Origin of the sequence: Mesobacillus maritimus (genome assembly GCF_019749255.1) — a bacterium.
GTDB lineage: Bacteria > Bacillota > Bacilli > Bacillales > Cytobacillaceae > Mesobacillus_B > Mesobacillus_B maritimus_A.
Genome location: NZ_JACWFH010000009.1, coordinates 56,872 through 81,136 on the forward strand (window position 1 = coordinate 56,872; position 24,265 = coordinate 81,136).

29 protein-coding genes are annotated in these 24,265 nt (G+C 39.2%); 13 read left to right on the plus strand and 16 right to left on the minus strand.

Annotated elements, in window-relative coordinates:
- Positions 1-105: 105 nt before the first annotated feature.
- Positions 106-1,131, plus strand: a complete 1,026-nt coding sequence (locus tag H0185_RS08880) for a potassium channel family protein (RefSeq protein WP_343223122.1) — start codon at positions 106-108, stop codon at positions 1,129-1,131.
- Position 1,132: 1 nt separating this feature from the next.
- Here H0185_RS08880 and H0185_RS08885 read toward each other — a convergent pair whose 3' ends face one another.
- The 3 genes from H0185_RS08885 to H0185_RS08895 form a co-directional block, all read right to left on the minus strand.
- The gene (locus H0185_RS08885; RefSeq protein ID WP_221873146.1) at positions 1,133-1,534 is read right to left on the minus strand and encodes a YugN-like family protein; all 402 of its coding nucleotides are present in this window, start codon (positions 1,532-1,534) and stop codon (positions 1,133-1,135) included.
- Positions 1,535-1,646: 112 nt separating this feature from the next.
- Complete coding sequence (locus H0185_RS08890; RefSeq protein WP_281427597.1) at positions 1,647-2,999, minus strand: glucose-6-phosphate isomerase; 1,353 nt, start codon at positions 2,997-2,999, stop codon at positions 1,647-1,649.
- Between the two features lie 238 nt (positions 3,000-3,237).
- Positions 3,238-4,401, minus strand: coding sequence for an iron-containing alcohol dehydrogenase (locus H0185_RS08895; protein ID WP_221873147.1), 1,164 nt, complete (start codon positions 4,399-4,401; stop codon positions 3,238-3,240).
- Between the two features lie 157 nt (positions 4,402-4,558).
- Here H0185_RS08895 and H0185_RS08900 point away from each other — a divergent pair, with 157 nt between their 5' ends.
- A complete protein-coding gene (locus H0185_RS08900) occupies positions 4,559-4,795 on the plus strand; it encodes a DUF378 domain-containing protein (RefSeq protein ID WP_221873148.1) in 237 nt (78 codons plus the stop codon).
- Positions 4,796-4,888: 93 nt separating this feature from the next.
- Here the strand turns inward: H0185_RS08900 and yugI are convergent, their stop codons facing one another.
- Positions 4,889-5,266 (minus strand): S1 domain-containing post-transcriptional regulator GSP13, encoded by a 378-nt coding sequence (yugI, locus tag H0185_RS08905; protein WP_221873149.1) that lies wholly within the window; start codon positions 5,264-5,266, stop codon positions 4,889-4,891.
- A gap of 241 nt (positions 5,267-5,507) precedes the next feature.
- Here yugI and H0185_RS08910 point away from each other — a divergent pair, with 241 nt between their 5' ends.
- Positions 5,508-5,708, plus strand: a complete 201-nt coding sequence (locus H0185_RS08910) for a helix-turn-helix domain-containing protein (protein WP_221873150.1) — start codon at positions 5,508-5,510, stop codon at positions 5,706-5,708.
- A 151-nt stretch (positions 5,709-5,859) separates the two neighbouring features.
- Here the strand turns inward: H0185_RS08910 and H0185_RS08915 are convergent, their stop codons facing one another.
- Positions 5,860-7,032, minus strand: a complete 1,173-nt coding sequence (locus H0185_RS08915; protein WP_221873151.1) for an aminotransferase — start codon at positions 7,030-7,032, stop codon at positions 5,860-5,862.
- Positions 7,032-7,532 carry an Lrp/AsnC family transcriptional regulator gene (locus H0185_RS08920; RefSeq protein ID WP_221873152.1) on the minus strand — a complete coding sequence of 167 codons (501 nt, stop codon included), beginning with the start codon at positions 7,530-7,532 and terminating at the stop codon, positions 7,032-7,034. The genes H0185_RS08915 and H0185_RS08920 overlap by 1 nt, the downstream gene beginning before the upstream one ends.
- A 440-nt stretch (positions 7,533-7,972) precedes the next feature.
- On the opposite strand from H0185_RS08920, the gene H0185_RS08925 reads away from it, so the two are divergent.
- On the plus strand, positions 7,973-8,833 hold the full coding sequence (locus H0185_RS08925; RefSeq protein WP_221873153.1) for an alpha/beta fold hydrolase: 861 nt from the start codon (positions 7,973-7,975) through the stop codon (positions 8,831-8,833).
- 254 nt (positions 8,834-9,087) lie between these two features.
- Here the strand turns inward: H0185_RS08925 and H0185_RS08930 are convergent, their stop codons facing one another.
- The 3 genes from H0185_RS08930 to H0185_RS08940 all read right to left on the minus strand — a co-directional run bounded on the left by H0185_RS08930 (position 9,088) and on the right by H0185_RS08940 (position 10,462).
- Complete coding sequence (locus H0185_RS08930) at positions 9,088-9,348, minus strand: DUF1871 family protein (RefSeq protein ID WP_221873154.1); 261 nt, start codon at positions 9,346-9,348, stop codon at positions 9,088-9,090.
- A gap of 105 nt (positions 9,349-9,453) precedes the next feature.
- Positions 9,454-9,642: a hypothetical protein gene (locus H0185_RS08935; RefSeq protein WP_221873155.1), complete on the minus strand. Its 189-nt coding sequence runs from the start codon at positions 9,640-9,642 to the stop codon at positions 9,454-9,456.
- 91 nt (positions 9,643-9,733) lie between these two features.
- Positions 9,734-10,462, minus strand: coding sequence for a peptidylprolyl isomerase (locus tag H0185_RS08940; protein WP_221873156.1), 729 nt, complete (start codon positions 10,460-10,462; stop codon positions 9,734-9,736).
- 123 nt (positions 10,463-10,585) lie between these two features.
- On the opposite strand from H0185_RS08940, the gene kapB reads away from it, so the two are divergent.
- The gene (kapB, locus tag H0185_RS08945; protein WP_221873157.1) at positions 10,586-10,966 is read left to right on the plus strand and encodes a kinase-associated lipoprotein KapB; all 381 of its coding nucleotides are present in this window, start codon (positions 10,586-10,588) and stop codon (positions 10,964-10,966) included.
- A 75-nt stretch (positions 10,967-11,041) separates the two neighbouring features.
- On the opposite strand, the gene kapD is transcribed toward kapB, so the two are convergent.
- Both kapD and H0185_RS08955 read right to left on the minus strand, forming a co-directional pair.
- Positions 11,042-11,662 carry a 3'-5' exonuclease KapD gene (gene kapD / locus H0185_RS08950; RefSeq protein ID WP_221873158.1) on the minus strand — a complete coding sequence of 207 codons (621 nt, stop codon included), beginning with the start codon at positions 11,660-11,662 and terminating at the stop codon, positions 11,042-11,044.
- Between the two features lie 209 nt (positions 11,663-11,871).
- Entirely contained in the window at positions 11,872-12,099 is a 228-nt protein-coding gene (locus H0185_RS08955; RefSeq protein WP_221873159.1) for a hypothetical protein, read from the minus strand.
- Between the two features lie 233 nt (positions 12,100-12,332).
- On the opposite strand from H0185_RS08955, the gene H0185_RS08960 reads away from it, so the two are divergent.
- Genes H0185_RS08960 through mnhG form a run of 7 tightly spaced genes read left to right on the plus strand, consistent with a single transcriptional unit; the run spans position 12,333 to position 18,091 of the window.
- On the plus strand, positions 12,333-14,738 hold the full coding sequence (locus H0185_RS08960; protein WP_221873160.1) for a Na+/H+ antiporter subunit A: 2,406 nt from the start codon (positions 12,333-12,335) through the stop codon (positions 14,736-14,738).
- Positions 14,738-15,160: a Na(+)/H(+) antiporter subunit B gene (locus tag H0185_RS08965; protein ID WP_221873370.1), complete on the plus strand. Its 423-nt coding sequence runs from the start codon at positions 14,738-14,740 to the stop codon at positions 15,158-15,160. Before H0185_RS08960 ends, H0185_RS08965 begins: the two co-directional genes overlap by 1 nt.
- The gene (locus H0185_RS08970) at positions 15,160-15,501 is read left to right on the plus strand and encodes a Na(+)/H(+) antiporter subunit C (RefSeq protein WP_221873161.1); all 342 of its coding nucleotides are present in this window, start codon (positions 15,160-15,162) and stop codon (positions 15,499-15,501) included. The genes H0185_RS08965 and H0185_RS08970 overlap by 1 nt, the downstream gene beginning before the upstream one ends.
- Positions 15,494-16,975, plus strand: a complete 1,482-nt coding sequence (locus H0185_RS08975; protein ID WP_221873162.1) for a Na+/H+ antiporter subunit D — start codon at positions 15,494-15,496, stop codon at positions 16,973-16,975. The genes H0185_RS08970 and H0185_RS08975 overlap by 8 nt, the downstream gene beginning before the upstream one ends.
- A gap of 6 nt (positions 16,976-16,981) precedes the next feature.
- A complete protein-coding gene (locus H0185_RS08980) occupies positions 16,982-17,458 on the plus strand; it encodes a Na+/H+ antiporter subunit E (protein WP_221873163.1) in 477 nt (158 codons plus the stop codon).
- A complete protein-coding gene (locus tag H0185_RS08985; RefSeq protein ID WP_221873164.1) occupies positions 17,458-17,742 on the plus strand; it encodes a Na(+)/H(+) antiporter subunit F1 in 285 nt (94 codons plus the stop codon). The genes H0185_RS08980 and H0185_RS08985 overlap by 1 nt, the downstream gene beginning before the upstream one ends.
- Positions 17,726-18,091, plus strand: coding sequence for a monovalent cation/H(+) antiporter subunit G (gene mnhG, locus H0185_RS08990; protein WP_221873165.1), 366 nt, complete (start codon positions 17,726-17,728; stop codon positions 18,089-18,091). The genes H0185_RS08985 and mnhG overlap by 17 nt, the downstream gene beginning before the upstream one ends.
- Positions 18,092-18,222: 131 nt before the next feature.
- Here mnhG and H0185_RS08995 read toward each other — a convergent pair whose 3' ends face one another.
- The 5 genes from H0185_RS08995 to H0185_RS09015 form a co-directional block, all read right to left on the minus strand.
- A complete protein-coding gene (locus H0185_RS08995) occupies positions 18,223-18,609 on the minus strand; it encodes a hotdog fold thioesterase (RefSeq protein WP_221873166.1) in 387 nt (128 codons plus the stop codon).
- Positions 18,610-18,842: 233 nt separating this feature from the next.
- Positions 18,843-19,046: a hypothetical protein gene (locus H0185_RS09000; protein WP_221873167.1), complete on the minus strand. Its 204-nt coding sequence runs from the start codon at positions 19,044-19,046 to the stop codon at positions 18,843-18,845.
- 119 nt (positions 19,047-19,165) lie between these two features.
- Complete coding sequence (locus tag H0185_RS09005) at positions 19,166-20,479, minus strand: Na+/H+ antiporter family protein (RefSeq protein WP_221873168.1); 1,314 nt, start codon at positions 20,477-20,479, stop codon at positions 19,166-19,168.
- Positions 20,480-21,620: 1,141 nt separating this feature from the next.
- A complete protein-coding gene (locus tag H0185_RS09010) occupies positions 21,621-23,126 on the minus strand; it encodes a leucyl aminopeptidase (RefSeq protein WP_221873169.1) in 1,506 nt (501 codons plus the stop codon).
- A gap of 59 nt (positions 23,127-23,185) precedes the next feature.
- A complete protein-coding gene (locus H0185_RS09015; protein ID WP_221873371.1) occupies positions 23,186-23,566 on the minus strand; it encodes a DUF309 domain-containing protein in 381 nt (126 codons plus the stop codon).
- An 80-nt stretch (positions 23,567-23,646) separates the two neighbouring features.
- Between H0185_RS09015 and H0185_RS09020 the strand changes: the two genes are divergently transcribed.
- Positions 23,647-24,120, plus strand: a complete 474-nt coding sequence (locus H0185_RS09020) for a divergent PAP2 family protein (protein WP_221873170.1) — start codon at positions 23,647-23,649, stop codon at positions 24,118-24,120.
- The last annotated feature ends 145 nt before the right edge of the window (positions 24,121-24,265 follow it).

The window sequence follows — 24,265 nt, forward strand, 5'->3', positions numbered from 1 at the left end:
TCCTTTAGTTTTTATCATATGCATCGACCATCAGAATGGGGTGGGTACTTGCACATGGCTTATAATCCAGACTATGCTGTTTTTCCTTTCCTCTTTTTGGAAATAATGTTTTGGAGAGCCTTATTCAAAGGAGGGACAACCATGTCGCAACATCTTTATATCCGCTTTATTAGATTACCGCTTCTTTTAAGGATCCTACTTATTACTGCGATTTTGATTTGTCTTTTTGGGGTTTTTATCCACTTTATAGAGCCGAATAATTTCCCAACTATATTTGACGGGATATGGTGGGCGGTCATTACTGCTTCTACGGTTGGCTATGGGGACTATATCCCTCTCAGTTTATTGGGACGGCTGACTGCTATGCTGTTGTTATTAGTGGGTGCTGGATTTTTATCCTCCTACTTTGCCACACTGTCAAGTATTGCCGTGACGAAACAAGATGAATATCAAAAAGGGGAGGCTCATTATAAAGGGGAAGACCATTTAATCATTATTGGGTGGAATGAGCGTTCAAAGGAAATTATCCGTTCATTCTCAGAAACCAAACAACACATTACGTTAATTGATGAAACGTTAACAAGTAATCCTTTGCCTTTTCACCATTTGCATTTTATTAAAGGAAAGGCTTTGCGAGATGAGGTTTTGATTCGGTCCAATATTACCCATGCTCAAAAGGTAATTATAACCGCGGACCAAAACCTAGATGAGCTTCAAGCTGATATGAACACTGTTTTAACCCTTTTAGCCATTAAAGGTCTGAATCCAAACGTATTATGCATTGTTGAGATTTTGACAGAAGAGCAATTGAATAACGCCAAACGCGCTGGAGCAGATGAAGTAATTAAAACAAATAAGCTGACAAGTGCGATTATTTTAGACAGTATTCATAATACGGGGATGGTTCATCCTCTTTCAGATTTATTGTCAGAATTCAAAAGCGGGACGAAACTTCGGTATCTGCAAACAACAGGGGATACGATTGGGAAAAGTATTAGACAAGTTAGTCTTTATTTTTTAGGAAAGGAGACCATTTTACTGGGGATAAAAAAAGGGGAGGACATTCATGTCCATCCCCATCCTGAGATGATCGTCGAAAAAGATGATCGCCTTTTAGTTATTACCAATTAACTTATAGTAGGCTTGCTTCTACTTCCTTCAGAAGAGATTGACCAATTTCTACATATTGAGTTGGTACGTCCCCGTCTTTCTCGACAGGTTCAGAAAATTGATTAAAGAGAGCACTCGTATTGCTAGTATGTGCATGATCATCTAAGCCTTTTTCATAAACATGGGCTAATAAAAACGGGCGGGTAATTTCGACCCTACATCCGTCAGAATCTAATTCACCTTCTATAGCATCAAAGGGAATTCTTAAAAACAAATATCCATCTTTATCTGAAATTTTATAATCAAAGCTACCGTGGTCATAATCCCAATTTCCACCAATGGTATAACCCATTGGCTTTAATTTTTCTTCAAGCTTGGACAAGAGCATTCGTTGTCCTTCAATCCTTGATGGAATTTCAATCATATCTTTCTCCCCTTCTCTTTTTCCTTTTAGTCTTTGTCTATTCGGGGATTTTCATCAACAAAAAAGAGTGCCAGTTTTTAACTGGCACTCTTTTCTTAACTAAACGGTTGTATTACTTCAGACGCTTTTCAAGCTCTGCTTTCTTTTCTTCAAAGCCTGGTTTGCCTAAAAGTGCAAACATGTTCACTTTGTATGCCTCTACTCCAGGTTGGTCGAATGGGTTGACTCCTAGGAGATAGCCACTCATTGCACAAGCCTTTTCAAAGAAATAGACAAGATAACCGAATGTATACTCATCCAACTGCGGAATCGAAACAATTAAATTAGGCACCCCACCATCGGTGTGAGCTAATAAAGTTCCTTCAAATGCCTTATTGTTTACAAAGTCCACTGTTTGGCCAGCAAGATAATTTAGGCCATCAAGATCATTTGCTTCCTTTTCGATTGTTAGTTCATGACGTGGCTTTTCTACTTTAATGATGGTTTCAAATAGATCTCTACGTCCTTCTTGTACATATTGACCTAAAGAGTGTAAATCGGTTGAGAAATTAGCAGAGGAAGGATAGATTCCTTTTTGGTCTTTTCCTTCACTCTCGCCAAACAATTGCTTCCACCATTCTGAAAAGTACATTAGGGACGGCTCATAGTTGATGAGCATTTCAATCGTTTTCCCTTTGTTGTAAAGAACATTACGAACAGCCGCATACTGGTAGGCAAGATTATCTTCAAGCTCTGACTGGCTGAAATCTTCTTTTGCTTGAGCTGCCCCGTTCATCATCTTTTGAATGTCCGCGCCACTTACTGCAATCGGTAAAAGACCTACTGCAGTTAAAACTGAATAGCGGCCACCAACATCATCTGGAATAACAAAGCTTTCATAGCCTTCTTCATCAGCAAGTGTTTTAAGTGCCCCTCTTGCTTTATCCGTCGTCGCATAAGTACGCTTTTTCGCCTCTTCAGCACCATACTTTTCTTCAAGAAGTTTACGGAAAATCCTGAATGCAAGCGCAGGCTCAGTCGTTGTCCCTGATTTAGAAATAACGTTAATTGAGAAGTCTTTGCCTTCAAGTAAATCCATTAAATCTTTCATGTATGTAGAACTGATATTGTTTCCAACAAAGATGACTTGCGGAGTTTGTCTCTTCTCTTTTGGAAGAGCATTGTAAAAGCTGTGTTGTAAAAACTCTAACGCTGCACGTGCTCCTAAATAAGAACCACCAATTCCAATGACTAGCAAAATATCGGAATCACCTTTAATCTTCTCTGCCGCCTTTTGAATACGAGCAAACTCCTCCTTGTCATACTCAACAGGCAGGTCAATCCAACCTAGAAAATCATTTCCTGCTCCTGTTTTTTCATGCAAAGAGTGGTGTGCTACTTTAACAAAATCCCTTAAATATGTAACTTCATGTTCTCCAAAAAAGCTCAAAGCCTTGGAATAATCAAAAGAAATATGTGCCATCATGATCCTCCATATCGTTTATTCTTTTTCACTTTAACCAAAGCTGGTTCAAGAATCAAGGTACCCTAAAAAATGTAAGCGCATGCGCAATAAATTTTTTCAGATATCTTATCCAATAAGACAATCTTATTACTTATTCCTTTTATTCTCTTTTATTGTTATCAACAATTTGAATTTCCTTTAACCAAAAGGAAAAAGAGTTCCAGTATAGGCACACTGGAACTCTTAAACATCCATCGTCTTATAAGGACATCTGATAAATTTTAAGGACATCCTCTTTATTTAACTTAGTGAAATTTCCGAACTCCCCATTGATGACAGCTTTATCTGCCATTATTTCAAGCTTGCTATCATCAATGTCATAATCAGCCAAGCGTGATGGTGCACCGATGCTATTCCAGAATTCACGGAGTTTTTCAATTCCTTCAAGCCCTACTTCTTCAGTTGGTTTTCCTTCCGGATTGACGCCAAAGACACGCTCGGCGAGCTTTGCAAACCGTTCTGGCTTCACATGCAAGTTATGCTTCATCCAGTTAGGGAATAAAATTGCCAATCCACCACCGTGTGGAATATCGTAGACAGCTGAAACGGCATGCTCAATATTATGAGTTGCCCAGTCGCCTCTAAAGCCCATTGACAGCATTCCATTTAAGGCCATTGTTCCGGAATAAAGGATAGTGGCTCTATGGTCGTAGTTTTCTAAGTCCTCAAGGAGTTTAGGAGCTGTCTCCATAACCGTAAGTAGTAAACCTTCACACATTCGATCTTGGAAGTCCGTATTTTCTTCAAGATGGAAATAATGTTCAAATACATGAGACATCATGTCGACAATTCCATAAATCGTTTGATTCTTCGGAACAGTATAGGTATTTACGGGATCAAGGATTGAGAATTTTGGAAAGACTGCAGGGCTGCCCCAACCATATTTTTCATTTGTTTCCCAGTTGGTGATGACTGATCCTGCATTCATCTCTGACCCAGTTGCAGCAAGGGTTAGGACCGTCCCAAAAGGCAAAGCTTCCTTCGCAAATGCTTTTTTGGTAACCAGGTCCCAAGCATCCCCATCATACTTTGCACCAGCAGCAATTAACTTTGTACAGTCAATGACACTTCCGCCCCCGACAGCAAGGAGAAATTCAATTCCCTCTTCCTTACAAAGGTTAACTCCCTTATGTACTGTAGATAGGCGTGGATTGGGCTCTACACCAGCTAGTTCATATACTTGTGCTCCTAAACCATTGAGTAAATTCATTACATCGTCGTAGAGACCGTTTCGCTTAATGCTTCCTCCACCATACACAACAAGTACCTTTTTTCCATACTTAGGTACCTCCGTTTTCAATTGCTCTAGTTGACCTTTTCCAAAAATAAGTTTTGTTGGATTCCAAAATGTAAAATTATCCATAAAAATCACTCCCTTACTCCTATTATGTAAAAAATAAATAGCCTTTGCAAAACATTACTATGCCCCAATTCTTCGCTTGAAAATATTTTTTCTTACTTGAATAAAATAACCGACACAGAGTCATCTTATTATTGACATACTAAAAGGAGGAAACCTCATGAGTACACTTCAGCGTATTGCATTAATCCTTACCATTATTGGCGCAATCAATTGGGGGCTAATTGGCTTTTTCCAATTTGACTTAGTGGCATCAATCTTTGGTGGCCAAGATGCAGGTCTCTCAAGAATTATTTACGGCTTAGTAGGGCTTGCTGGTTTAATCAACTTAGGGTTATTATTCGCTCCAAGCGAAGCTGCAGAGAGACAACAGGGTACAGAGCCAAATCGGTCATAGGTATCATATACTTGAATTTTACCTGTAGTAGCTAAAAAAATATCCCCATTGCAAGAAAAAAGCTGCATCATAATTGATGCAGCTTTTTTTGGATTACATTTTTGATTGTGTAATCCATTCTTGTAGCTTGTCTTTAAGTGTATTAAATCCTTGGGAATCATCATCTTGGTTAATGATTGCTGCTGCACGCTTTCTAGCTTTTTTAACTTTAACTGGCTGCTCAGGAGCTTCCTGAGTTGCACGAATAGAAAGACCAATTTTACCAGCTTCTTCGTCGACAGATAAAACCTTAACTTGAATTTCATCTCCAACTTTTAAGTGATCGTTAATATCTTTAACAAATCCATGAGTAATTTCGGAAATATGAACAAGACCTTGTGTATTGTCGTCTAGGGCAACAAATGCACCATAAGGTTGAATTCCAGTCACCTTTCCAGTTAATATGCTACCTGCTTCGATTTTTTCAGACATGAAAACACTCCTATTTTTTATGATTATACATCTCTTTTATACGCAATAAAAAATTATACCATATTTATTTAAAAATATCAAAACATTCTTTTTAGAAGTAAAGATTACCACTACTGGTCCACATCCTAAAATCAGATTTTGCATTTACAGAAAGTAACGAAATGTTCATTTAAACAGGCGTTATAACCCTTCTTTCGTGATAAAATAAAAATTAGAATATTGAATAAAGAGGTGAAGAACGATGGCTTCGATTGGTGATATGATTAAATCCTTCCGAGAAGAACGTGGATTGAGTTTGGAAGAGCTAGCGACAAGAACACGAGTCGGGAAAGACACGATTATGAAATACGAATCTGGAGAAAAGGTTCCAACGAATCAAACGATTCTAAAACTGTCCACCGTTCTAGATGTCCCCGCATCTGTGTTGTTAAACAAAAAGTAAAAGTTTTTGGCGACAGGTTTCTAAAAATCCTGATCGCTTTTTATTTTATTGTATAGATTTGGTAGAAATGGTTATCCTATTTGTATAAGGCTTTCTAGTATTCCCCCCCTTTTTTAAAGGGCAGCCATTTTGGCTGCCCTTCTTTTTTTCTTTAAGATGTTTGTTTCTCAAGAAAGCGCCGAATTCTTTTGATTGCTTCTTGAAGCTGTTCAATCGACGTCGCATACGAACATCGGATATATCCTTCTCCACTTTCTCCGAAAACACTTCCTGGGACAACAGCGACTTTTTCTTCCATTAACAGTTGTTCAGCAAATTGGTCAGAAGTTAGACCAGTTGTTTGGATGGATGGAAAAACATAAAAAGCTCCACCAGGTGAGTGACAGGATAGCCCTAATTCATTTAAGGAACTAACCATGTAATTTCTACGGCGACGGTAACTTTTCCGCATCTCTTCAACTTCGTCCTGACCATTTCTCATAGCCTCAAGTCCGGCATATTGCGCCATTATTGGCGCACACATTATTCCATACTGATGAACCTTTAGCATCGCAGCTGTGATCTCCTTAGGAGCACAAACAAACCCAAGACGCCACCCTGTCATCGCAAACCCTTTAGAGAATCCTGAGATTAGAATCGTTCTTTCCTTCATGCCGTTAATGGCCGCCATGCTTGTATAAACCTCATCATAAACAAGCTCAGCATAGATTTCATCAGAGATAACAAGGAGGTCATAACGTTCTGCAATCTCAGCAATTTTCTGTAGTTCTTCCTTATTGAGCATTGTGCCGGTCGGATTATTTGGTGAACAGATCATAATTGCTTTTGTTTTAGACGTAATCGCGGATTCTAGCTTTTTAGGAGAGATTTTAAACTCCTGCTCTGTTTCGGCCTGCACATGCACAGGTGTCCCTCCCGCTAAAGAAACTAAAGGACTATAAGAGACAAAACAAGGTTCCACGACAATCACTTCGTCCCCTGGGTCAAGAATGGATCTAAAAGCAATGTCAATCGCTTGGCTTGCTCCCACCGTTACGATAATCTCACTATCTGGTTGATACGCAACTTGGAATTCGCGTGCCATATACGCAGCGATTTCCTGCCTAAGTTCTAACAATCCCGCATTGGCAGTATAGGAGGTATATCCTTGCTCAAGCGAGAGAATTGCCGCCTCCCTAACCGTCCAAGGTGTGACAAAATCCGGCTCACCTACACCCAGTGAGATCACGCCCTCCATTCCAGAGGCTAAATCGAAGAAACGTCTTATTCCTGAAGGCTTTAGTTCGTTTACAGTTTTGGACAAATAGGCATTTGTTGTTTTCATTATGGAGACACCACAATCCGCTTATCTTCTTCCTCTGGTTCAAAAATCGTTCCATCATGTTTGTATTTTTTCAAGATAAAGTGAGTGGTCGTTGAAATCACTGAATCAAGAGTAGAAAGCTTGTTGGAAACGAACCGAGCCACTTCATTCATCGAGCGCCCTTCAATCGTAACGGACAGATCGTATGCTCCCGACATCAAGTAAACAGATTTTACTTCTTTATAGCGATAAATCCGTTTGGCAATTTCATCAAACCCTACGCCACGTTTAGGGGTAACCTTCACATCAATCATAGCGGTTACTCCTTCATGTCCAGATATTTTAGACCAATCAACAACAGATGTGTATCGGACAATAATTTTAAGATCTTCTAGTCTATGGAGCAGTTCTTCTGTTTCATTTACGGCAAGGCCAGTCATCGCAGCTAGGTCTTCCGTTGAAGTTCGTGAATCCTTCTCGAGAATTTCAACAATTTCTAATTCTTTTTCTGTAAGCTGCATAATATCCTCCTCAATAATAAATAAAGCTATTATATCAAAATTGTCTGAAACATTATATCTTATTTTCCCCAGCTTTTGTGTAAAGAAGTAAAAATTTTTTATATGCTATTTTCACAATCGCTATTGCTTTTGGAAAATATGGATGATTGGCCTAGCTTTCACATAAAATAGCTTACATTTCTAGGAGAGACCTTCCATAAATAAAATACTAAAAGCTCATTTTTTGTAAGGTTCTTTTTTAGTCTAGTGAGTTTATTATGGGACCAATAACTAGCTGTTTTTACGGTAGAATTAGCTATTAAAATTAGCCACAATCATTACGAAAACAGCCTATGTACAAATCGACGTTAAGTTGTTAACAACAATCTCTTTGGAATACAATCGTTTATATAACGGACAAACTATAAAGAATGGTTATCGGGGAGGACGATGTCAGGATTATGGAAACTTCTCTTATTACTGGTAAGAAAACAATAAACGGCATAGAGGTATACTACGAATATTACAACCACCCTACTTCCAAGGAGACCGTCGTTTTGATACACGGTTTTTTATCATCGCTTTTTAGCTTCAGACAATTGGTCCCGTTACTAAAAGAAAGATTTTCAATTGTATCGGTTGACCTGCCTCCATTTGGCAAAAGCGGACACTCCGCAAAATATCAATATACGTTTAAAAATATGGCCAAGACAGTTGTTGAACTACTAGACAACCTTGGCATTCCAGACTATCATCTTGTCGGTCATTCGATGGGAGGACAAATTGTCCTAAATATCCTTTCCCATTTTCCCGCCCATGCAAAAAAAGCTGTCTTGCTTTGCAGCTCAGGTTACTCAAAGAGAGCCAAACAGTCCCTCATCCTTGCAAGCTATTTGCCTTTCTTTTATCTCATGATTAAAGTGTATCTAGCGCGGTCAGGGATTGAAAAAAATCTGAGGAATGTCGTTTATGATCAAAATTTAATCGACGATGAAATGCGGCAAGGGTATATGAATCCTTTTTTAGAAAATAGCATTTTCAAAGGACTTACCGGCCTGCTCCGGCACCGCGAAGGTGATCTTCCTCCAGAGATACTTCACCAGATTCAGACACCTTGTCTCTTAATTTGGGGAGAATATGATAAGGTAGTTCCTTTACAAATTGGAAAACGATTAGCACAAGACCTCCCCAACTCAACCTTAACGGTACTAAAAGATACTGGCCATCTTGTTCCTGAAGAAAGACCGCAAGTTGTTTTTCAGCATATCAAGAATTTTATATTTGAAGGCGAAAAAGAGAAGGAGAATACAAGTGGCTTTTAGTATTGTAGAACGAATCTAAACAATAGATCTGGTCTAACTAACTTACCTTTTGACCTTGCTTTGTACCGTTTCAAGCATTTAGAATCGTTCTATTTTACCCTTCGACCTGGTTTTGTATCTCTTTGGGGATTTAGAGCCGGGGTTTTGTTTTACCAAGCGCTCTGGTGATAGACAGGCCAATTACGACCAATAATGAATCAACAAAAAAACGGCAACGTTCATAATGAACGTACCGTTTTTCTGTTAGTACTGTTTTATATTTGACAAGAGCCTTGATCTTTTAACGATAGTAATGTTTTTGCCAGTATTAAACACCCTTCATAGGGCAGGAGTTCTTCAAAGGAGTGCTCGTAAATCCCTTGAATGCGAATCGCTAGCTTATGCGCATCATTTGTTTCGTGAACAGCGTAAATCACATCCGCTATTTCTGGATCATACTCACCATCTCCACAACCAAATGGATCCCATTCATTTAAAACCTTCACGAGTTGTAAATTTAATTCCTGTGCCTCCATCGTCATCACCTATATTTTCTAAATTTATCTATCTATTCTACCATGAACCTAATAAATAATAAAAAAGGACCCTAAGTATTTCTCAGGGTCCCCTAATAAAGCCATCTACTTATTCCGTTCATCCTGTATCGTTTGTTGAGGTGTTTGGTCAGCTTCCTTTTTCGAAATTTTAATAAAAAATCTCATTGCAAGAATGGCTCCAATAAATGAAACAATTATCCAAAAAGCGGCTGGAATATATTCAGATTTGTCTTCTGGAAAATAAAGAAATAAAGATAACACAAGCCAATTCATTTCATAGACTTCCTTTCTGCCAAGGGCAGTCATTCATGCTTTTATTATAGCATATCCCCATTTATTTCACCTTTAGATGCTCGTCAATAGCTTACTGGAGAACTTCTATTTTCTCAATCACAACATCTTCTACCGGTTTGTCTCCTGCTTCTGTCTCTACAGCAGCAATTTTATCGACAACATCCATTCCTTCAATCACTTGGCCAAAAACGGTGTGATTGAAATCTAACCATGGAGTACCACCATTTGCTTCATACGCATCAACGATTTGTTCCGGATACTCTTTTTCATAGCCTCCCTGAAAAATGGAGTTTTGAACAATAAAGAATTGGCTTCCATTTGTATTCGGACCAGAGTTTGCCATGGCTAATGCACCACGAAGATGGAACAAGTTATTGGAAAACTCATCCTCAAATGGCTCACCGAAAATACTTTCTCCCCCTCTGCCAGTGCCTTCTGGGTCTCCGCCCTGTATCATAAACTCATTCATGACGCGGTGGAACGTAACTCCCTCGTAATACCCTTTTTCACTATGAGTGATAAAATTTTCTACAGCCTTAGGCGCTTGATCAGGAAACAACTTAATCTTCAGGTTTCCCATTGAAGTTTGCATCTCAACAAGTCTCTCATTTTCAGCTACCTCGTTTGTTAATTGCGGAAAATAATCACTCTCAGGAATGACTTCTTGTTCTGCTTTATTTTCACTTAATGGATTGGACTCCCCGGGATCATTGCTATTTTCTTGAGATTCAGAGTTTGTCCCACAAGCACTTAAGACCATTAAGGTAAAAACTATTAGAAACATCCATCTTATACGCATCCTTTTTACCCTCCAATTCTCGTTTAGGTTCTTTCCTTTAACACCTGTTTTGTTTTTTTTCCTTATATGTTCCATAATATAAACTAAGATATTTAATAAATCCAGAGATAGGGGGAGATTTGAGTGAGTGAATTTAAAGTTGGAGACAAAGTAACAGGTATTTATAAAACAGGTAAATACGCCGGGGAAATTACGGATATTCGGCCAGAGCACTATTTGGTCCGTGTCTTAGCTGTTCTGAAGCACCCTATGCAAGGAGACTTACATAACCCAAAGGATATTGAAGTAGGAATTTTCCACGAGCGCCGTGCGTTGGCCTTTAGAGAACAAGCCAACATACCTAAGAAAATGGTAAAACCATATGAAAGTGAGATTCCCGATTACCAAACATCGCTAAAAACAGCCATTGTTCATTTCAAGGAAGCCTTACAAAATGATGATTCACAATGGGCAGCACAAAGCTTAAAGAATATCGAAACACTTGAGAAGGATTACTTTAAATAAGAAAAGCGCAAGCGCTCTGTTTGGTGCGTATGAAATAAGTCAAAAAGCCAGTTCAACTAAGAATTGACCTGGCTTTTAGGCAAAATTATTAAAAAGCTTTGATAAATCAATCCGATCTCCAATTGTTGTTGGCTTCGGCTGTTTTAAGTATTGTTTATCTTTTTCAACAAGTTTATAAATATGATAGGTTGTAAGTGCATCATCGAGAGCGCGGTGATGTCGTCCAGTTCCTTCCCGGCCGTACTCTTGAACTGCTTTCCAAAGACCCGTTTGATTCTGATCCCCAAAGAAGCGCTTGTACTCCATGGAAAGGTCAACTTCCTTTCCTGAAAGTGGGAACTTTAGTCCTGCTTGCTGACAATTATGTCGTAGAACTTTCATATCCATATTTCCCCATGTGATGACAAGTCCAGGTTGTTGATTGTCCATCGATTTTAACTTATTCACAAGTTCATTCAAAGAGATGCCACCGTCTACTTGCTTCTGAGTAATGTTTAAAAACGATTTACATCGCTCAGATAGTCGTGGAAATCTTGTGGGTACGACAAAGGAAGAAAACTCTTCGAGAATTTTTCCGTTTTCTACAAGAACAATTCCAGCTTCAATGATCTCTTGGTAAAACCCTTTCTTCCTCCCCTGTCGGTCAGGCATTGTAAATTCGAAATCAATAAAAATGGCCCGATTCTTCTTCTCCATTCTTCCCCAACTTTCTGTGAAACTTATTATCTAATTTTTCTGTTATATATTTTTTATTTTTACTATTATAGCATGTTTTGTAGCCCGTTTTTTAAATTTTTCAGTAATTTAATGCTTCCGTTAAAAAACTTTTGCTTTTTTTCTAAAAAAGAGAACCTTTTCTAGTTTAAACCGTATAAAAAAAGGATGAACTTTTGTTCATCCTTTTACTATCTTCCGTCAGTTGAAATAATCCTGACGTACTCCCTTGGAGCAAATATTTCATACCTTTTCATTTCAAGATATGAACCGTCACCTAATTGCTGAACCTGAACCATTCCCGGTGTCTCTTCTAAGGAAGGATCATAAAATTCGCGGCTAAGCTGTCGGTCGAGGGTGATTGCGCCTACTAGCAAAACGGTAAATAAGGACAGACATACGATGACTTTCTTCGCCATAAAATCCCTCCATCAACATTAGGATGCCAAGAAAGACAGGGGTTTATACGTAATAAAGCAACCAAAATGGCTTAAATGCATGCGGTATTCATTTACGATATAATGAATTTTGTATTTAGGGGTAACCCTTATCATTTGTTTGCTATCGGCGGCTTTGGTTACAATAAGCATTGAAATGAAAAAGTGGGCTGAAGAGTTGTAACAAAATCACATTTTAAAAGGAGGTTATACATTTGTCTTTGCTTCATCTCGCCATTATTTCACCATTGATTTTGGCCATTTTTATTCCTTTTGTACATAAAACATTCCCTAAAATTCATACTGGCTGGTTTCTCCTGCCACTTCCAATTTTATTGTTTGTCTACTTTTTATCCTTTCTTTCAGGTGCGATTAAAGGTCAAGCAACGATGGAAACTTTACCGTGGATTCCATCACTTGGTATTGATTTCACGGCAAGGGTAGACAGTCTAGGGTTATTGTTTGCTCTGCTAATAACAGGAATAGGCGCGCTAGTTGTTCTTTATTCCATCTATTATTTATCAAAAGAAAAAGAAAAACTAAACCAATTTTATGTATATCTGCTTTTGTTTATGGGAGCGATGTTGGGAGTCGTACTATCGGACAACCTTATCGTTTTATACGCATTCTGGGAATTGACGAGTTTTTCATCCTTTCTACTGATTGGATATTGGAATCACCGTGAACGTTCTCGCTATGGTGCACAAAAGTCAATGCTGATCACCGTTTTTGGTGGCTTATCTATGCTAGGGGGAATCCTGCTCCTCTATCTAATGACTGGAACATTTAGTATCACTGAATCAATTGGGCTAGCTGAAATGATTGTTACCCACGAACTGTTCACAGCTGCATTGATTTGTTTCTTACTTGGTGCATTCACTAAGTCAGCACAATTTCCATTTCATATTTGGTTACCAGATGCAATGGAAGCACCAACACCGGTTAGTGCTTACTTGCACTCTGCAACAATGGTTAAGGCAGGGATTTATTTAGTTGCTAGGTTAACTCCAATCTTTGCTTTTTCTGGTCTTTGGATTTGGCTAGTCGCAGGAATTGGGATCATTACCTTATTCTGGGGCTCTTTCTCTGCTGTTAGACATACAGACTTAAAAGGGATATTAGCGTATTCAACCATTAGTCAGCTGGGACTAATCATGTCACTTTTAGGCATTGGGGCTGCAGCACTTCATTATCCGAGCATAGATGCAGGGTTTTATACTGCAGCTGTAACAGCAGCTGTCTTCCATTTATTAAATCACGCTACCTTTAAAGGCAGTCTATTTATGATGGTAGGAATTGTCGACCATGAGACAGGTACAAGAGACATCCGGAATTTAGGCGGACTCATGACCATCATGCCAATCACTTTTACTATAGCCGTCATAGGTGCCTTTTCCATGGCTGGTTTACCGCCGTTTAACGGCTTCTTAAGTAAAGAAATGTTCTTTACAGGGATGCTGCGTGCACAGGAAATTGGCTTTTTCAATATGGATACATTTGGAATTATTTTCCCAATATTGGCTTGGATCGCTAGCGTATTCACATTCATCTACAGCATGATTATTGTGTTCAAGACCTTTACAGGTAAATTCCAACCTGAAAAACTAAAAGTTAAGCCTCATGAGGCGCCAATTGGAATGCTCATTTCTCCTGTTATTCTTGTTTCATTAGTTGTACTTATTGGTCTTTTCCCTAACACTGTTGCTCCTTTAATAAAAGGGGTAATGGGCTCAATTCTGCCTCAACTTATCCAAGAAGGCATGGAATTTGATGTTCACATTTACCATTGGCACGGATTTGATTCACCAGAACTTTGGATGACAGTTGGCGTAGTCATCATAGGGGTGCTTCTATATAAGTACATGGCAAAATGGACAGGCGTTTATACACGGATGCCAGAAAGGTTTTCATTCAATGCAGCCTACGATAATGGGTTAGCCATGATTCAAAAGGGATCAAATTCTTTTACCAATGCTTATATGACCAACTCAATCCGTACCTATCTCATTTATATCTTTGCATTTTTCATTTTCATCCTTGGCACTACGATGGTGGTAAAAAATGCATTCGTATTAGATACAACGAATGTTGCTGATATTCGAGCGTTTGAGGTTGTATTGGTAGCTATTATTGCAATTGGTTCGATTTCGATTCTCTTTGCAAAATCACGAATGACATCCATCATTTTACTTGGAGCGGTTGGCTATTCCGTCTCGTTGTTCTATGCCATCTTCAGAGCTCCAGACTTAGCCTTGACACAGTTAGTGATTGAAACCGTTTCGGTTGCCCTCTTCCTTCTCGCTTTCTACCACTTGCCAAAGGTGAACAGACACGAAGAGAAGAGAACGTTCAAAATGGGCAATGCCCTCATTTCTGTGGGAGTGGGAGCCTTGGTGACACTTATTGCTTTATCCGCTCACAGTAGTAAGGCATTTGATTCGATTTCACAATACTATGTTGAAAATACGTATAAAAAGGCTGGCGGGGAAAACATGGTGAACGTAATCCTTGTGGACTTCCGGGGCTTTGATACTTTGTTTGAAATTACGGTTCTCGGAATCGCTGCCCTTGGAATCTTCTCCTTAATTAAACTGCGGCTTACAAGGGGGAAAGAACAGTGATGAAAACCAATAATCTTATCCTACAAACAGCTACAAAGGTACTCGTATTCATCATCCTACTATTTTCGGTTTATATGTTTTTTGCGGGTCACTATGAACCAGGCGGAGGGTTTATCGGAGGACTAATGGCATCCGGAGCAATTGTTTTACTGCTCATTGCGTATGATATCAAAACTGTCAGGAAGATTCTCCCATTTAATTTTATAAAGGTAACGGCAACGGGGCTCTTGTTTTCTGCAGGGACCTCTGCCGGGGCACTCTTTTTTGACAAACCGTTGTTAACTCACTGGTTTACGTACGTTCATCCCCCGCTGTTAGGGAAGATGTCCCTCCATACAGCCGTCCTTTTTGATACCGGGGTCTTTTTAGTCGTCGTTGGCGTGACGATGACCATTATTCAAACGATTGGAGAGAGCGAATAATGGAAATTTTAATGGCATTTCTTATTGGAATTATCTTTATGTCAGCGACATATCTTATGCTTTCCAAAAGCTTACTAAGAATTATTGTTGGGACTGGTTTGCTAAGTCATGGAGTTCACTTGCTTTTACTAACGATGGGTGGCTTAAAAACCGGAGCTGCTCCCCTCCTTGGGCAGCATGCTGAAGCCTATACAGATCCACTTCCACAAGCTTTAATTTTGACAGCCATTGTTATTAGCTTTGGGATTACGGCCTTATTTTTGGTCGTGGCCTATCGGAGCTACCAGGAGCTTGGTACCGACAATATGGAACTCATGAGAGGAAAGGAAGGAAATGAATAGTCTAATCACACTACCGTTACTTATACCATTCTTCACAGCGATTATCCTAATCTTCTTCGCAAAGAACATACCTGTTCAGCGCTGGATTGCGACCATTGGTTCTGTCTTAACAATAATCGCTGCTATTAGTTTAGCTACAACTGTATATACAAATGGAATCCAAACGATGAATTTAAGTAACTGGGAAGCACCGTTTGGAATCACGCTTGTTTCTGATATGCTTTCAGCACTTCTAGTTGTAACAACAAGCTTAATCGCATTTGTATGCCTCCTCTACTCCTTCAAATCAATCGGGAAGGAACGGGAGAAATACTATTATTACCCTGTTTTCTTCTTCTTAATTCTCGGTGTTAACGGGGCATTTACAACTGGCGATATTTTCAATATGTTTGTTTTCTTTGAAGTTATGTTAATGGCTTCATATGTCCTCCTAGTGTTAGGTGGGATGAAAATTCAGCTAAGAGAAACAATTAAATACTTACTTGTGAATGTTATCTCTTCTGCTTTGTTCGTCATTGCAGTTGGCTATCTTTATTCAATTGTTGGTACCCTAAACATGGCTCATATTTCGGTAAGACTACATGAGTTGGGGCAATCCGGAATTGTCACAGTCATTGCTGTTTTGTTTCTAATTGTTTTTGGGATTAAGGGCGCTATTTTCCCACTGTACTTCTGGCTCCCTGGGTCCTACTATGCTCCTCCGGCTCCAGTAATGGCCTTGTTTGGAGCATTGTTAACAAAAGTAGGGGTTTACTCAATCACAAGAACCTATACACTGTTTTTTACACAGGATGTAGGCTATACACATGAATTACTTGAGATTTTATCCATCATCACTATCGTTATCGGTGTAATCGGGGCAATCGCTTATTCTGATGTTAAGAAAATCATCATCTACAACATTATTGTTGCGGTTGGGGTTATTCTCTTTGGAGTAGCTACCCTTACGACAGAGGCCCTTACAGGCTCAATCTTTTATCTAATTCATGACATGATTATCAAAGCAGCTTTATTCTTGTTAATCGGAATCATGATCAAAATCGCTGGTTCTAGCAACTTGAAAGACATGGGTGGACTAATTCACCGTTATCCGGGACTAGCCTGGACTTACTTTATTGCGGCGCTAACTCTGGGTGGAATCCCACCACTTAGTGGATTTATGGGAAAAGTCTTGATTGTCCGCTCAGGGTTTGAGGCAGGGAACTACTGGGGTGCAGGCATTGTTCTGCTATCAAGCTTGTTTGTCCTCTTTTCTGTCATGAAAATCTTTATTAATGGCTTCTGGGGAGAAGCTCGTGAATATTCACAAAAAGAAAAGCAGCCAGTAAAGTGGTTGCTAACTGCTCCTGTTATCCTGACTATTTGTGCCGTTCTTTATGGACTCGGGACTGAGGCCATATATCCAATCATTTCAACTGCTGCCGAGACACTAAGTAATCCGGAAATCTATATTAAAGCAGTTTTAAAGGAGTAGTGGGCTATGGCATTTCAGATGTTACTTAATTTTTTTCTTGCATTTTTATGGATGTTCTTTAAGACAAGTTTTACCCCAGCAGCATTTGTGGTCGGTTACTTTTGGGGTCTAGTCATATTATTCATTTTTCGAAGTTATTTTCCTTATCGGTTCTATCTGCACCGCGTTTGGGCTGTCATTAAATTGTTTTTCCTTTTTATCAAGGAACTTGTTTTATCAAATATCACGGTCCTAAAGCTTGTGTTAAAGCCAAAAGTAAACATAAAACCTGGGATCTTTGCACTTCCTACAGATCTACAAAAGGACTGGGAAATCATGCTACTCGGTAATCTCATTACTCTAACACCAGGAACCTTAACGGTTGATGTATCAGATGACAATAAAGTTCTCTATATTCATGCCGTCCATATTGATGATGTTAAAGACTCAGTTGATAGCATTAAAAATACATTCGAAAAAGCGATCATGGAGGTGAGCCGGTAATGCTTAATATCGTACTCTACATCGCACTTCTGTGTATTTCAATTGCTATGATTGGTCTTGTATACCGTGTTATTAAAGGCCCAACGGTTCCTGACCGAGTAATCGCTCTTGATGGACTCGGAATAAATCTGGTCGCGATTATTGCGATTTTATCCATTATTCTTAGAACAAGTGCATTTCTTGACATCATGATACTTATCGGACTTCTTGCCTTCATTGGTACTGTTGCTTTTTCCAAGTATCTTGAGAAGGGAGAGATTTTGGAACGTGACCGAAATTTATGAGGTTATTATTGGACTGTTCATTATCATAGGAGCTCTTATTAGCATTGTTGCAACAATTGGAGCGATTCGATTCCCAGACGTTTATACTCGAAATCATGCAATATCCAAGAGCACAACTTTAGGTGTTTTAATGATTCTCCTTGGAGCTTTATTCTATTTCATGTTTTTCGAGGGACAATTTAATTCCCGCATAGTACTTACGATGCTGTTTATCTTTATGACTGCACCAGTAAGTGGTCATCTAATTGGTCGGGCTGCCTATAACTCAGGTGTTAAGTTAGCACAACAAAGTGTGACCGACGAACTAGCAAGAGATCGAAAAAAAGTGAAACAAAGCAAATCAATCTAAAAAAGAGCCACTAATCCTTGGTTAGTGGCTCAATTTATTATGTTCGTTAAACTTGGTTACTTTAGCTAAAAAATTGTAATTAGGTTAGACTATGTTTGCTTAGAAAGCAATTACGTAAACACCCGATTATATTATCGTTTTAGCTTAATGACCGCAATTGTACATCTTGAAATACATACGAGCTTGCCTTCTTCGTCGGCAATGTTTATTTCCCAAACCATTGTTGTTTTGCCTTGATGAAGGACGGTCCCAGTTGCTGTTACTACCCCATCCCGTTTGGAGCGGATGTGATTCGCATTTATTTCTAGTCCAACCACAGCTTCTGTTTCTTGGTCAACAAGCTCATAAGCCCCTATACTAGCAACTGTTTCAGCAAGTGCTACTGATGCTCCGCCGTGTAGCAATCCAAACGGTTGTCGTGTCCGGTCATCTACTGGCATTGTAGCAATTACTTTCCCCTTTTGTAGTTCGACCATTTCAATTCCTAAAGAATTCATAAGTGTTTTGTCCAGTTTCATTTTCCCTTCTCCCTTCTCCTTTTGATCCTTTGTATACACTAATTAACTATACTTTCATAGTGATAATGAATATTTCGGTATATTTTCCGAATTCCCTCTTTCATTTTACAAGTTCTACAGAATTCAGACAAAATGCGAGGAATAAATTGTTAGTGATTTACTTACCGATTGCTAAAATAGAACAAAAGAAAAACAGCCCTTTAACATGAGCTGCTTTCATTTATTTTTATTCATTATCTGTAGGGATATGGGCCATATCCGTATCCGTACCCATAAGGATATGGTGGATAGGCTGGAACTGGTGGATAGAATGGATAGGGTCGAGGTCTAACGATAGCACTTCCTAATAATCCACCTAAGACTCCACCAATAAACGGTCCTCCGAATAAAAATGGTGCACCTATAAATCTATTGTGCGGGTTTCTCATACCGTACATTAGGCTTTCCTCCTTTTCTAGTTGCAATGCCTTCCCTATTTCATATGCAAATGACCTAGCTTATGAGTGGGCAAACAACTAGCAGAAAAGGAGAAACAACATATTTACCTTATAAGATTTTATAAGATCATTGCTGCTAACCAACCAAAGAGAATAAGCCCCAAATTATAGTGTGTGAAAGTCGGAACACAAGTGTCCCAAATATGATTGTGCTGACCATCTACGTTTAACCCTGCTGTTGGTCCAAGTGTACTATCAGATGCTGGGGAACCAGCGTCTCCGAGCGCCGCCGCTGTACCTACAATCGCAATTGTCGCCATTGGGCTAAACCCAAGCTCCATACAAAGGGGTACAAAGATGGTCGCAATGACGGGGATCGTTGAGAACGAGGAGCCAATCCCCATGGTCACGAGCAAGCCAACCACAAGCATCATAAGAGCGCCTAAAGCCTTATTATCACCAATGGTTGCCGCAGCCCACTCAACAAGCCCTGCAACATGCCCAGTCTCTTTTAACACATCTGCAAAACCAAAAGCGGCAAGCATAACAAAACCAATATAGGCCATCATCTTCATACCTTCTGTAAGAAGATTATCAGCCTCACGCCATTCAATCGTTCCACTCATATAGATAACCACAATTCCAACCAAGGCTCCAATAATCATAGACTCCGTCATTAGTTGTACTGCGAGTGCGGCGATAATGGCTAAAATTGAAAAAGTAATCCCTTTTTTTGAATAAGAGCCTTTTTTCACTTCCATTTTATTATTTTGGACATAAGCTCTTGGCTTCCGATATGAAATAAAAACAGCAACTAGTAATCCAACAAGCATCCCCACAGCAGGGAGAAGCATTGCGGTTGGGATATCACTTGCTGCAATCTCTAGTCCACTATCTGCAATATTTGTCTGTAAGATCTCATGGAATATCGCACCAAAGCCTGCTGGAAGCAAAATATATGGTGTCACTAAACCGAAAGTTAGTACAGAAGCAATTAGTCTTCTATCTATGTTCAATTCATTAAAGATAAACAATAATGGTGGAATTAATATCGGAATAAATGCAATATGAATTGGAATTAAATTCTGTGAAAAAATAGACATCAGTAAGATAAATAAAATAATCATAATTTTGGAATAGGTTTTCGCCTTTTGTTGGCCATTTTTAGCCACCATCCCCAGCATCCAATCGACAAGTGCAGTCGGTAAGCCTGCAGCAGATATCGCAACCGCAAAACCACCTAGTAAGGCATAACTTAATGCAACTTCCGCGCTACCTCCTAGACCACCTGCAAAAATTCCAATTGTATTTTCTAGCCCTAATCCTCCCGTCAATCCCCCTACTAGGGAACCAACAATAAGGGATAAAACGACATTTACTCGTAATAAACTTAATACAAGCATAACGATAACAGCAATAATTACAGCATTCATAGTTGTCTCCTCATAAGATGCTTTGCTAGCAAATTAGTAAAATACTTTAGTTTGGTAAAATGGTAGAGAACTAAAATATATGTACTAAAATAGCACAACTTATATTAAAAAGTCAATTGCTTTTCATATTAGGCTCTGTTCTTCCGATAATGTTGATTTCTGTTGTTTCAAGCCAGGCACAATGTTTTGACTGAATAGTCCAGGATGCTTGCCTATCTGCATGATCTCGCCACTCAAATAACTATTAGTCCGTCAGTTAAGTCTTAGATGACTTTATCTGTTTCCCCTCCAGTACTTGTTTAGGCTGCCAATCCATACCGCTTTCTCTTTTTATCAAACTACAATCAGTCTAAAAATGGCACTTTGAATGGGCTGGATGTGACCCAATTTTGACTATTAGGTCAATGGAACGGGCACTTTGGAGGGCTCAATGTGACCGAATAGCAAAGGATATTAATAAAATAGTCACATTGTTGAGTTCAATATGACCAAATCGAATATGACATCAATGGAACGGGCACTTTGGAGGGCTCAATGTGACCGAATGGCAAAGGATATTAATAAAATGGTCACATTGATGAGTTCAATGTGACCAAATTGACTATGAGGTCAATGGAACGGGCACTTTGGAGGGCTCAATGTGACCAAATAGCAAAGGATATTAATAAAATGGTCACATTGATGAGTTCAATGTGACCAAATCGAATATGACATCAATGGAACGGGCACTTTGGAGGGCTCAATGTGACCGAATGGCAAATGATATTAATAAAATGGTCACATTGATGAGTTCAATATGACCAAATCGAATATGACATCAATGGAACGGGCACTTTGGAGGGCTCAATGTGACCAAATAGCAAAGGATATTAATAAAATGGTCACATTGATGAGTTCAATGTGACCAAATTGACTATGAGGTCAATGGAACGGGCACCTTGGAGGGCTCAATGTGACCAAATAGCAAATGATATTAATAAAATGGTCACATTGATGAGTTCAATGTGACCAAATCAATTATAAGACCAAAGATACGGGCACTTTAAGGGCTCCAATATCCCTCTTCAATCGATTACAAGGTCACTTCAGTCCCTATACCCAAAGTTTGTACCTAATTGGTTCTTGAAAATTCCCTTTACTTTTATGAAATAGGTTCAAATCTTTCTACTAATAATGCCAGGGTTCTTGTCATCACACCGGTTGCTCCTACTGGACCAAGGTCATGGTCTTTCCTTGTTCCAGATGTTCCTGCAATATCAAGATGAACCCAAGGAGTTCCTTCTGCAAATTCTCCAACGAAAGCAGCCCCCATAATCGCATGGCCTTCGCTTCCTGGAGAGTTATTTAAATCTGCGATTTTACTTCCTCGCACTCTTTCTTTATCTTTTTCAAAGATTGGTAACCTCCACATCGGTTCACCAGCTTCGTAGGATGCTTCCAGTACTTGTTCAAACCAAGCTTCATGATTGGTAAAAGCCCCAGTTGTCTCAAGTCCGAGAGCTGTAATAACGCCACCGGTTAGTGTTGCTACATCGACTAGATAATTGGCTCCATGATGCTTAGCGTAAGTAACAGCATCTGCAAGTACCAGACGACCTTCTGCATCTGTATTTAAAACTTCAATTGTCTTTCCACTCATTGATGTAATCACATCATCTGGCTTAAATGCCTTTCCACTTACCATGTTATCCGTTGAAGGAATGACGGCGACGACGTTCTGTTCCGGCTTGAGTTCACCAATAATTTCCATCGCCCCAAGTACTGCCGCAGCACCACCCATATCCGTTTTCATTCCGACAATGCCTGTCTTCGTCTTCAAAGAATAGCCGCCTGTATCAAAGGTAATACCCTTCCCTACAAGTCCAATGACATCCTTCCACTCTTCTTTGCCTTGATATTTCAAGACAATCATTTTTGGTGGTTCTTCGGATCCTTGGTTAACGGCCAATAGTGCGCCCATCCCAAGATTCTCAATTTCTGCCTTATCGAGGATTTCGACCTCAAATCCATACTTCTCCCCAAGACTCTGAGCATAGTCAGCCATATCTGTTGCTGTCAGCATATTTCCTGGCAAATTAACAAGTGTACGAGCAGAGTTAACGCCTTGTCCGTACACATAGCCTACCGAAAGGGCTGCCCCTACTTCACTTTCATCTAGCTTCGAAGAATAAATCGTAAGCTGTTCAATTTTCTTATCAGGTTCATTGGATTTTTGCTTATATCCTTCAAATTGATAGGTTGCCATTGCACACGCTTCCCCTAACGCATGTGCCGCATCGAGCATCTCTACTTTCTCACCAGTAAAAGTATCGAGGACAAAAGCCGCTTCCGTCCATTTTTCCGCTTTGGATGATTTGAATAAACGGCCAAATGCTTCGCGTAGTAGTTCAAAGGAAAATTCCTTTTCTTTTCCTAGACCAACAAAGTAGAGCCTTTTTGCACCAATTTTATTAAGCGTATGTACTTTTGAAATTGCTTTTTTCTTCGTTGAAATATCTCCACTCTTAAGCAAATTGATGATTTCTCCATCAAAACGTTGATCCAACTCTTGTAAAACACCATCTAAACTCGTCGTCTTGTGAGTTACACCAACCACTAGACATTCATGAGTTGTATTTAAATCGACTTGATTTTTCACATTAAACAAATGATCCACCTCCAAAAGATACTCTTATTATATCTAACCTAGAAAAATATTTCGAGAGGCTAATCATCTTCTAAGTATAAGAATAATGTTGGCAAAGCTGGCAGTTCTTCAATTTTAGAAAACGAAACTTTATCGATATCATCTGGTATAATAGAGATGCAGTGCTCGATATAGGCAATAACTGACTCAAGATCAAGACCCCATTGTTTTGGTCGATAAGGCTGTAGATATTCATGAGCTACTTTCATCATCAGCCTTGTCCCTTTAACATTGCCATAGCTATAGTGATAAATAGCCACACTCATTTGCAGGAGCCCTTTTAAAAACAAATTACTCTTGTCCTCCATCCACATATCTTCTAATAGGTCGTGACAAGTGTAGTAATCTCCTTCATTAAATTTGATAAAAAATTGATAATACTCAATAGGATATTCATTCAACAAGTAAGCACCTCCAGGTTAATGAAACTCTCATTGAAGGGTAAAATTATTCTGTAATGATTATTTAGGGGGACACTTCTATGGACTTACTAACTAATTTTCCTTTATGGGCATCAATTGCTGCAATCTTTTTTGCTCAGTTCGTAAAGGTACCTATCCAGTATATTGCCACGAGGCGAGTTGACTGGTCACTACTAACTAGTACTGGTGGAATGCCAAGTTCCCACTCTGCAGCTGTGACCGCGCTATCAACTGGTGTTGCTCTAGAGGCGGGAATGAATTCCCCTGTATTCGCTGTTGCTGCTATTTTTGCAATCATTACGATGTTCGATGCCACAGGTGTTCGCCGACAAGCTGGTGAACAAGCTATTGTGTTAAATCAGCTTGTCGCAGATTTTAACCGTATTATTGATGATGCGAAGGACTGGCCGAAAAAGCCTGAGCGGGAAAAACGGAAGGAACTAAAAGAACTCCTCGGCCATAAACCAATTGAAGTTCTTTTTGGTGGATTAACTGGTATCTTTCTTACCTTACTGCTTCACTATATTTTATAGAGAAGAGGTTCATTTATGAAAGTATCCCTTTGTCCCAGCAATACTGAAGTAAAATTATTAAATGGCTTCTGAAGAGTAAGTTTCTAGTCTATAAAAAGACTAATAACCTTCATAGTAACTCGTATTCCAGTAAATAGTAAATAAC

Bases quoted from the DNA above. Each gene is read 5' to 3' on its own strand.
- H0185_RS08980 (WP_221873163.1), top strand. From the start codon at position 16,982: ATGGCATTTCAGATGTTACTTAATTTTTTTCTTGCATTTTTATGGATG.
- H0185_RS08940 (WP_221873156.1), bottom strand. From the start codon at position 10,462: ATGCGTATAAGATGGATGTTTCTAATAGTTTTTACCTTAATGGTCTTA.
- H0185_RS08890 (WP_281427597.1), bottom strand. From the start codon at position 2,999: ATGATGGCACATATTTCTTTTGATTATTCCAAGGCTTTGAGCTTTTTT.
- H0185_RS09005 (WP_221873168.1), bottom strand. From the start codon at position 20,479: ATGAATGCTGTAATTATTGCTGTTATCGTTATGCTTGTATTAAGTTTA.
- H0185_RS08880 (WP_343223122.1), top strand. From the start codon at position 106: ATGTTTTGGAGAGCCTTATTCAAAGGAGGGACAACCATGTCGCAACAT.
- kapD (WP_221873158.1), bottom strand. From the start codon at position 11,662: ATGGAGAAGAAGAATCGGGCCATTTTTATTGATTTCGAATTTACAATG.
- H0185_RS08910 (WP_221873150.1), top strand. From the start codon at position 5,508: ATGGCTTCGATTGGTGATATGATTAAATCCTTCCGAGAAGAACGTGGA.
- H0185_RS08895 (WP_221873147.1), bottom strand. From the start codon at position 4,401: ATGGATAATTTTACATTTTGGAATCCAACAAAACTTATTTTTGGAAAA.
- H0185_RS08915 (WP_221873151.1), bottom strand. From the start codon at position 7,032: ATGAAAACAACAAATGCCTATTTGTCCAAAACTGTAAACGAACTAAAG.
- H0185_RS08975 (WP_221873162.1), top strand. From the start codon at position 15,494: ATGAATAGTCTAATCACACTACCGTTACTTATACCATTCTTCACAGCG.
- H0185_RS08965 (WP_221873370.1), top strand. From the start codon at position 14,738: ATGAAAACCAATAATCTTATCCTACAAACAGCTACAAAGGTACTCGTA.
- H0185_RS09000 (WP_221873167.1), bottom strand. From the start codon at position 19,046: ATGTACGGTATGAGAAACCCGCACAATAGATTTATAGGTGCACCATTT.
- H0185_RS08955 (WP_221873159.1), bottom strand. From the start codon at position 12,099: ATGGCGAAGAAAGTCATCGTATGTCTGTCCTTATTTACCGTTTTGCTA.
- H0185_RS08885 (WP_221873146.1), bottom strand. From the start codon at position 1,534: ATGATTGAAATTCCATCAAGGATTGAAGGACAACGAATGCTCTTGTCC.
- H0185_RS08900 (WP_221873148.1), top strand. From the start codon at position 4,559: ATGAGTACACTTCAGCGTATTGCATTAATCCTTACCATTATTGGCGCA.
- H0185_RS09020 (WP_221873170.1), top strand. From the start codon at position 23,647: ATGGACTTACTAACTAATTTTCCTTTATGGGCATCAATTGCTGCAATC.
- H0185_RS08935 (WP_221873155.1), bottom strand. From the start codon at position 9,642: ATGAATTGGCTTGTGTTATCTTTATTTCTTTATTTTCCAGAAGACAAA.
- H0185_RS08930 (WP_221873154.1), bottom strand. From the start codon at position 9,348: ATGGAGGCACAGGAATTAAATTTACAACTCGTGAAGGTTTTAAATGAA.
- H0185_RS08920 (WP_221873152.1), bottom strand. From the start codon at position 7,532: ATGCAGCTTACAGAAAAAGAATTAGAAATTGTTGAAATTCTCGAGAAG.
- H0185_RS08985 (WP_221873164.1), top strand. From the start codon at position 17,458: ATGCTTAATATCGTACTCTACATCGCACTTCTGTGTATTTCAATTGCT.
- yugI (WP_221873149.1), bottom strand. From the start codon at position 5,266: ATGTCTGAAAAAATCGAAGCAGGTAGCATATTAACTGGAAAGGTGACT.
- H0185_RS08995 (WP_221873166.1), bottom strand. From the start codon at position 18,609: ATGAAACTGGACAAAACACTTATGAATTCTTTAGGAATTGAAATGGTC.
- H0185_RS08970 (WP_221873161.1), top strand. From the start codon at position 15,160: ATGGAAATTTTAATGGCATTTCTTATTGGAATTATCTTTATGTCAGCG.
- H0185_RS08925 (WP_221873153.1), top strand. From the start codon at position 7,973: ATGGAAACTTCTCTTATTACTGGTAAGAAAACAATAAACGGCATAGAG.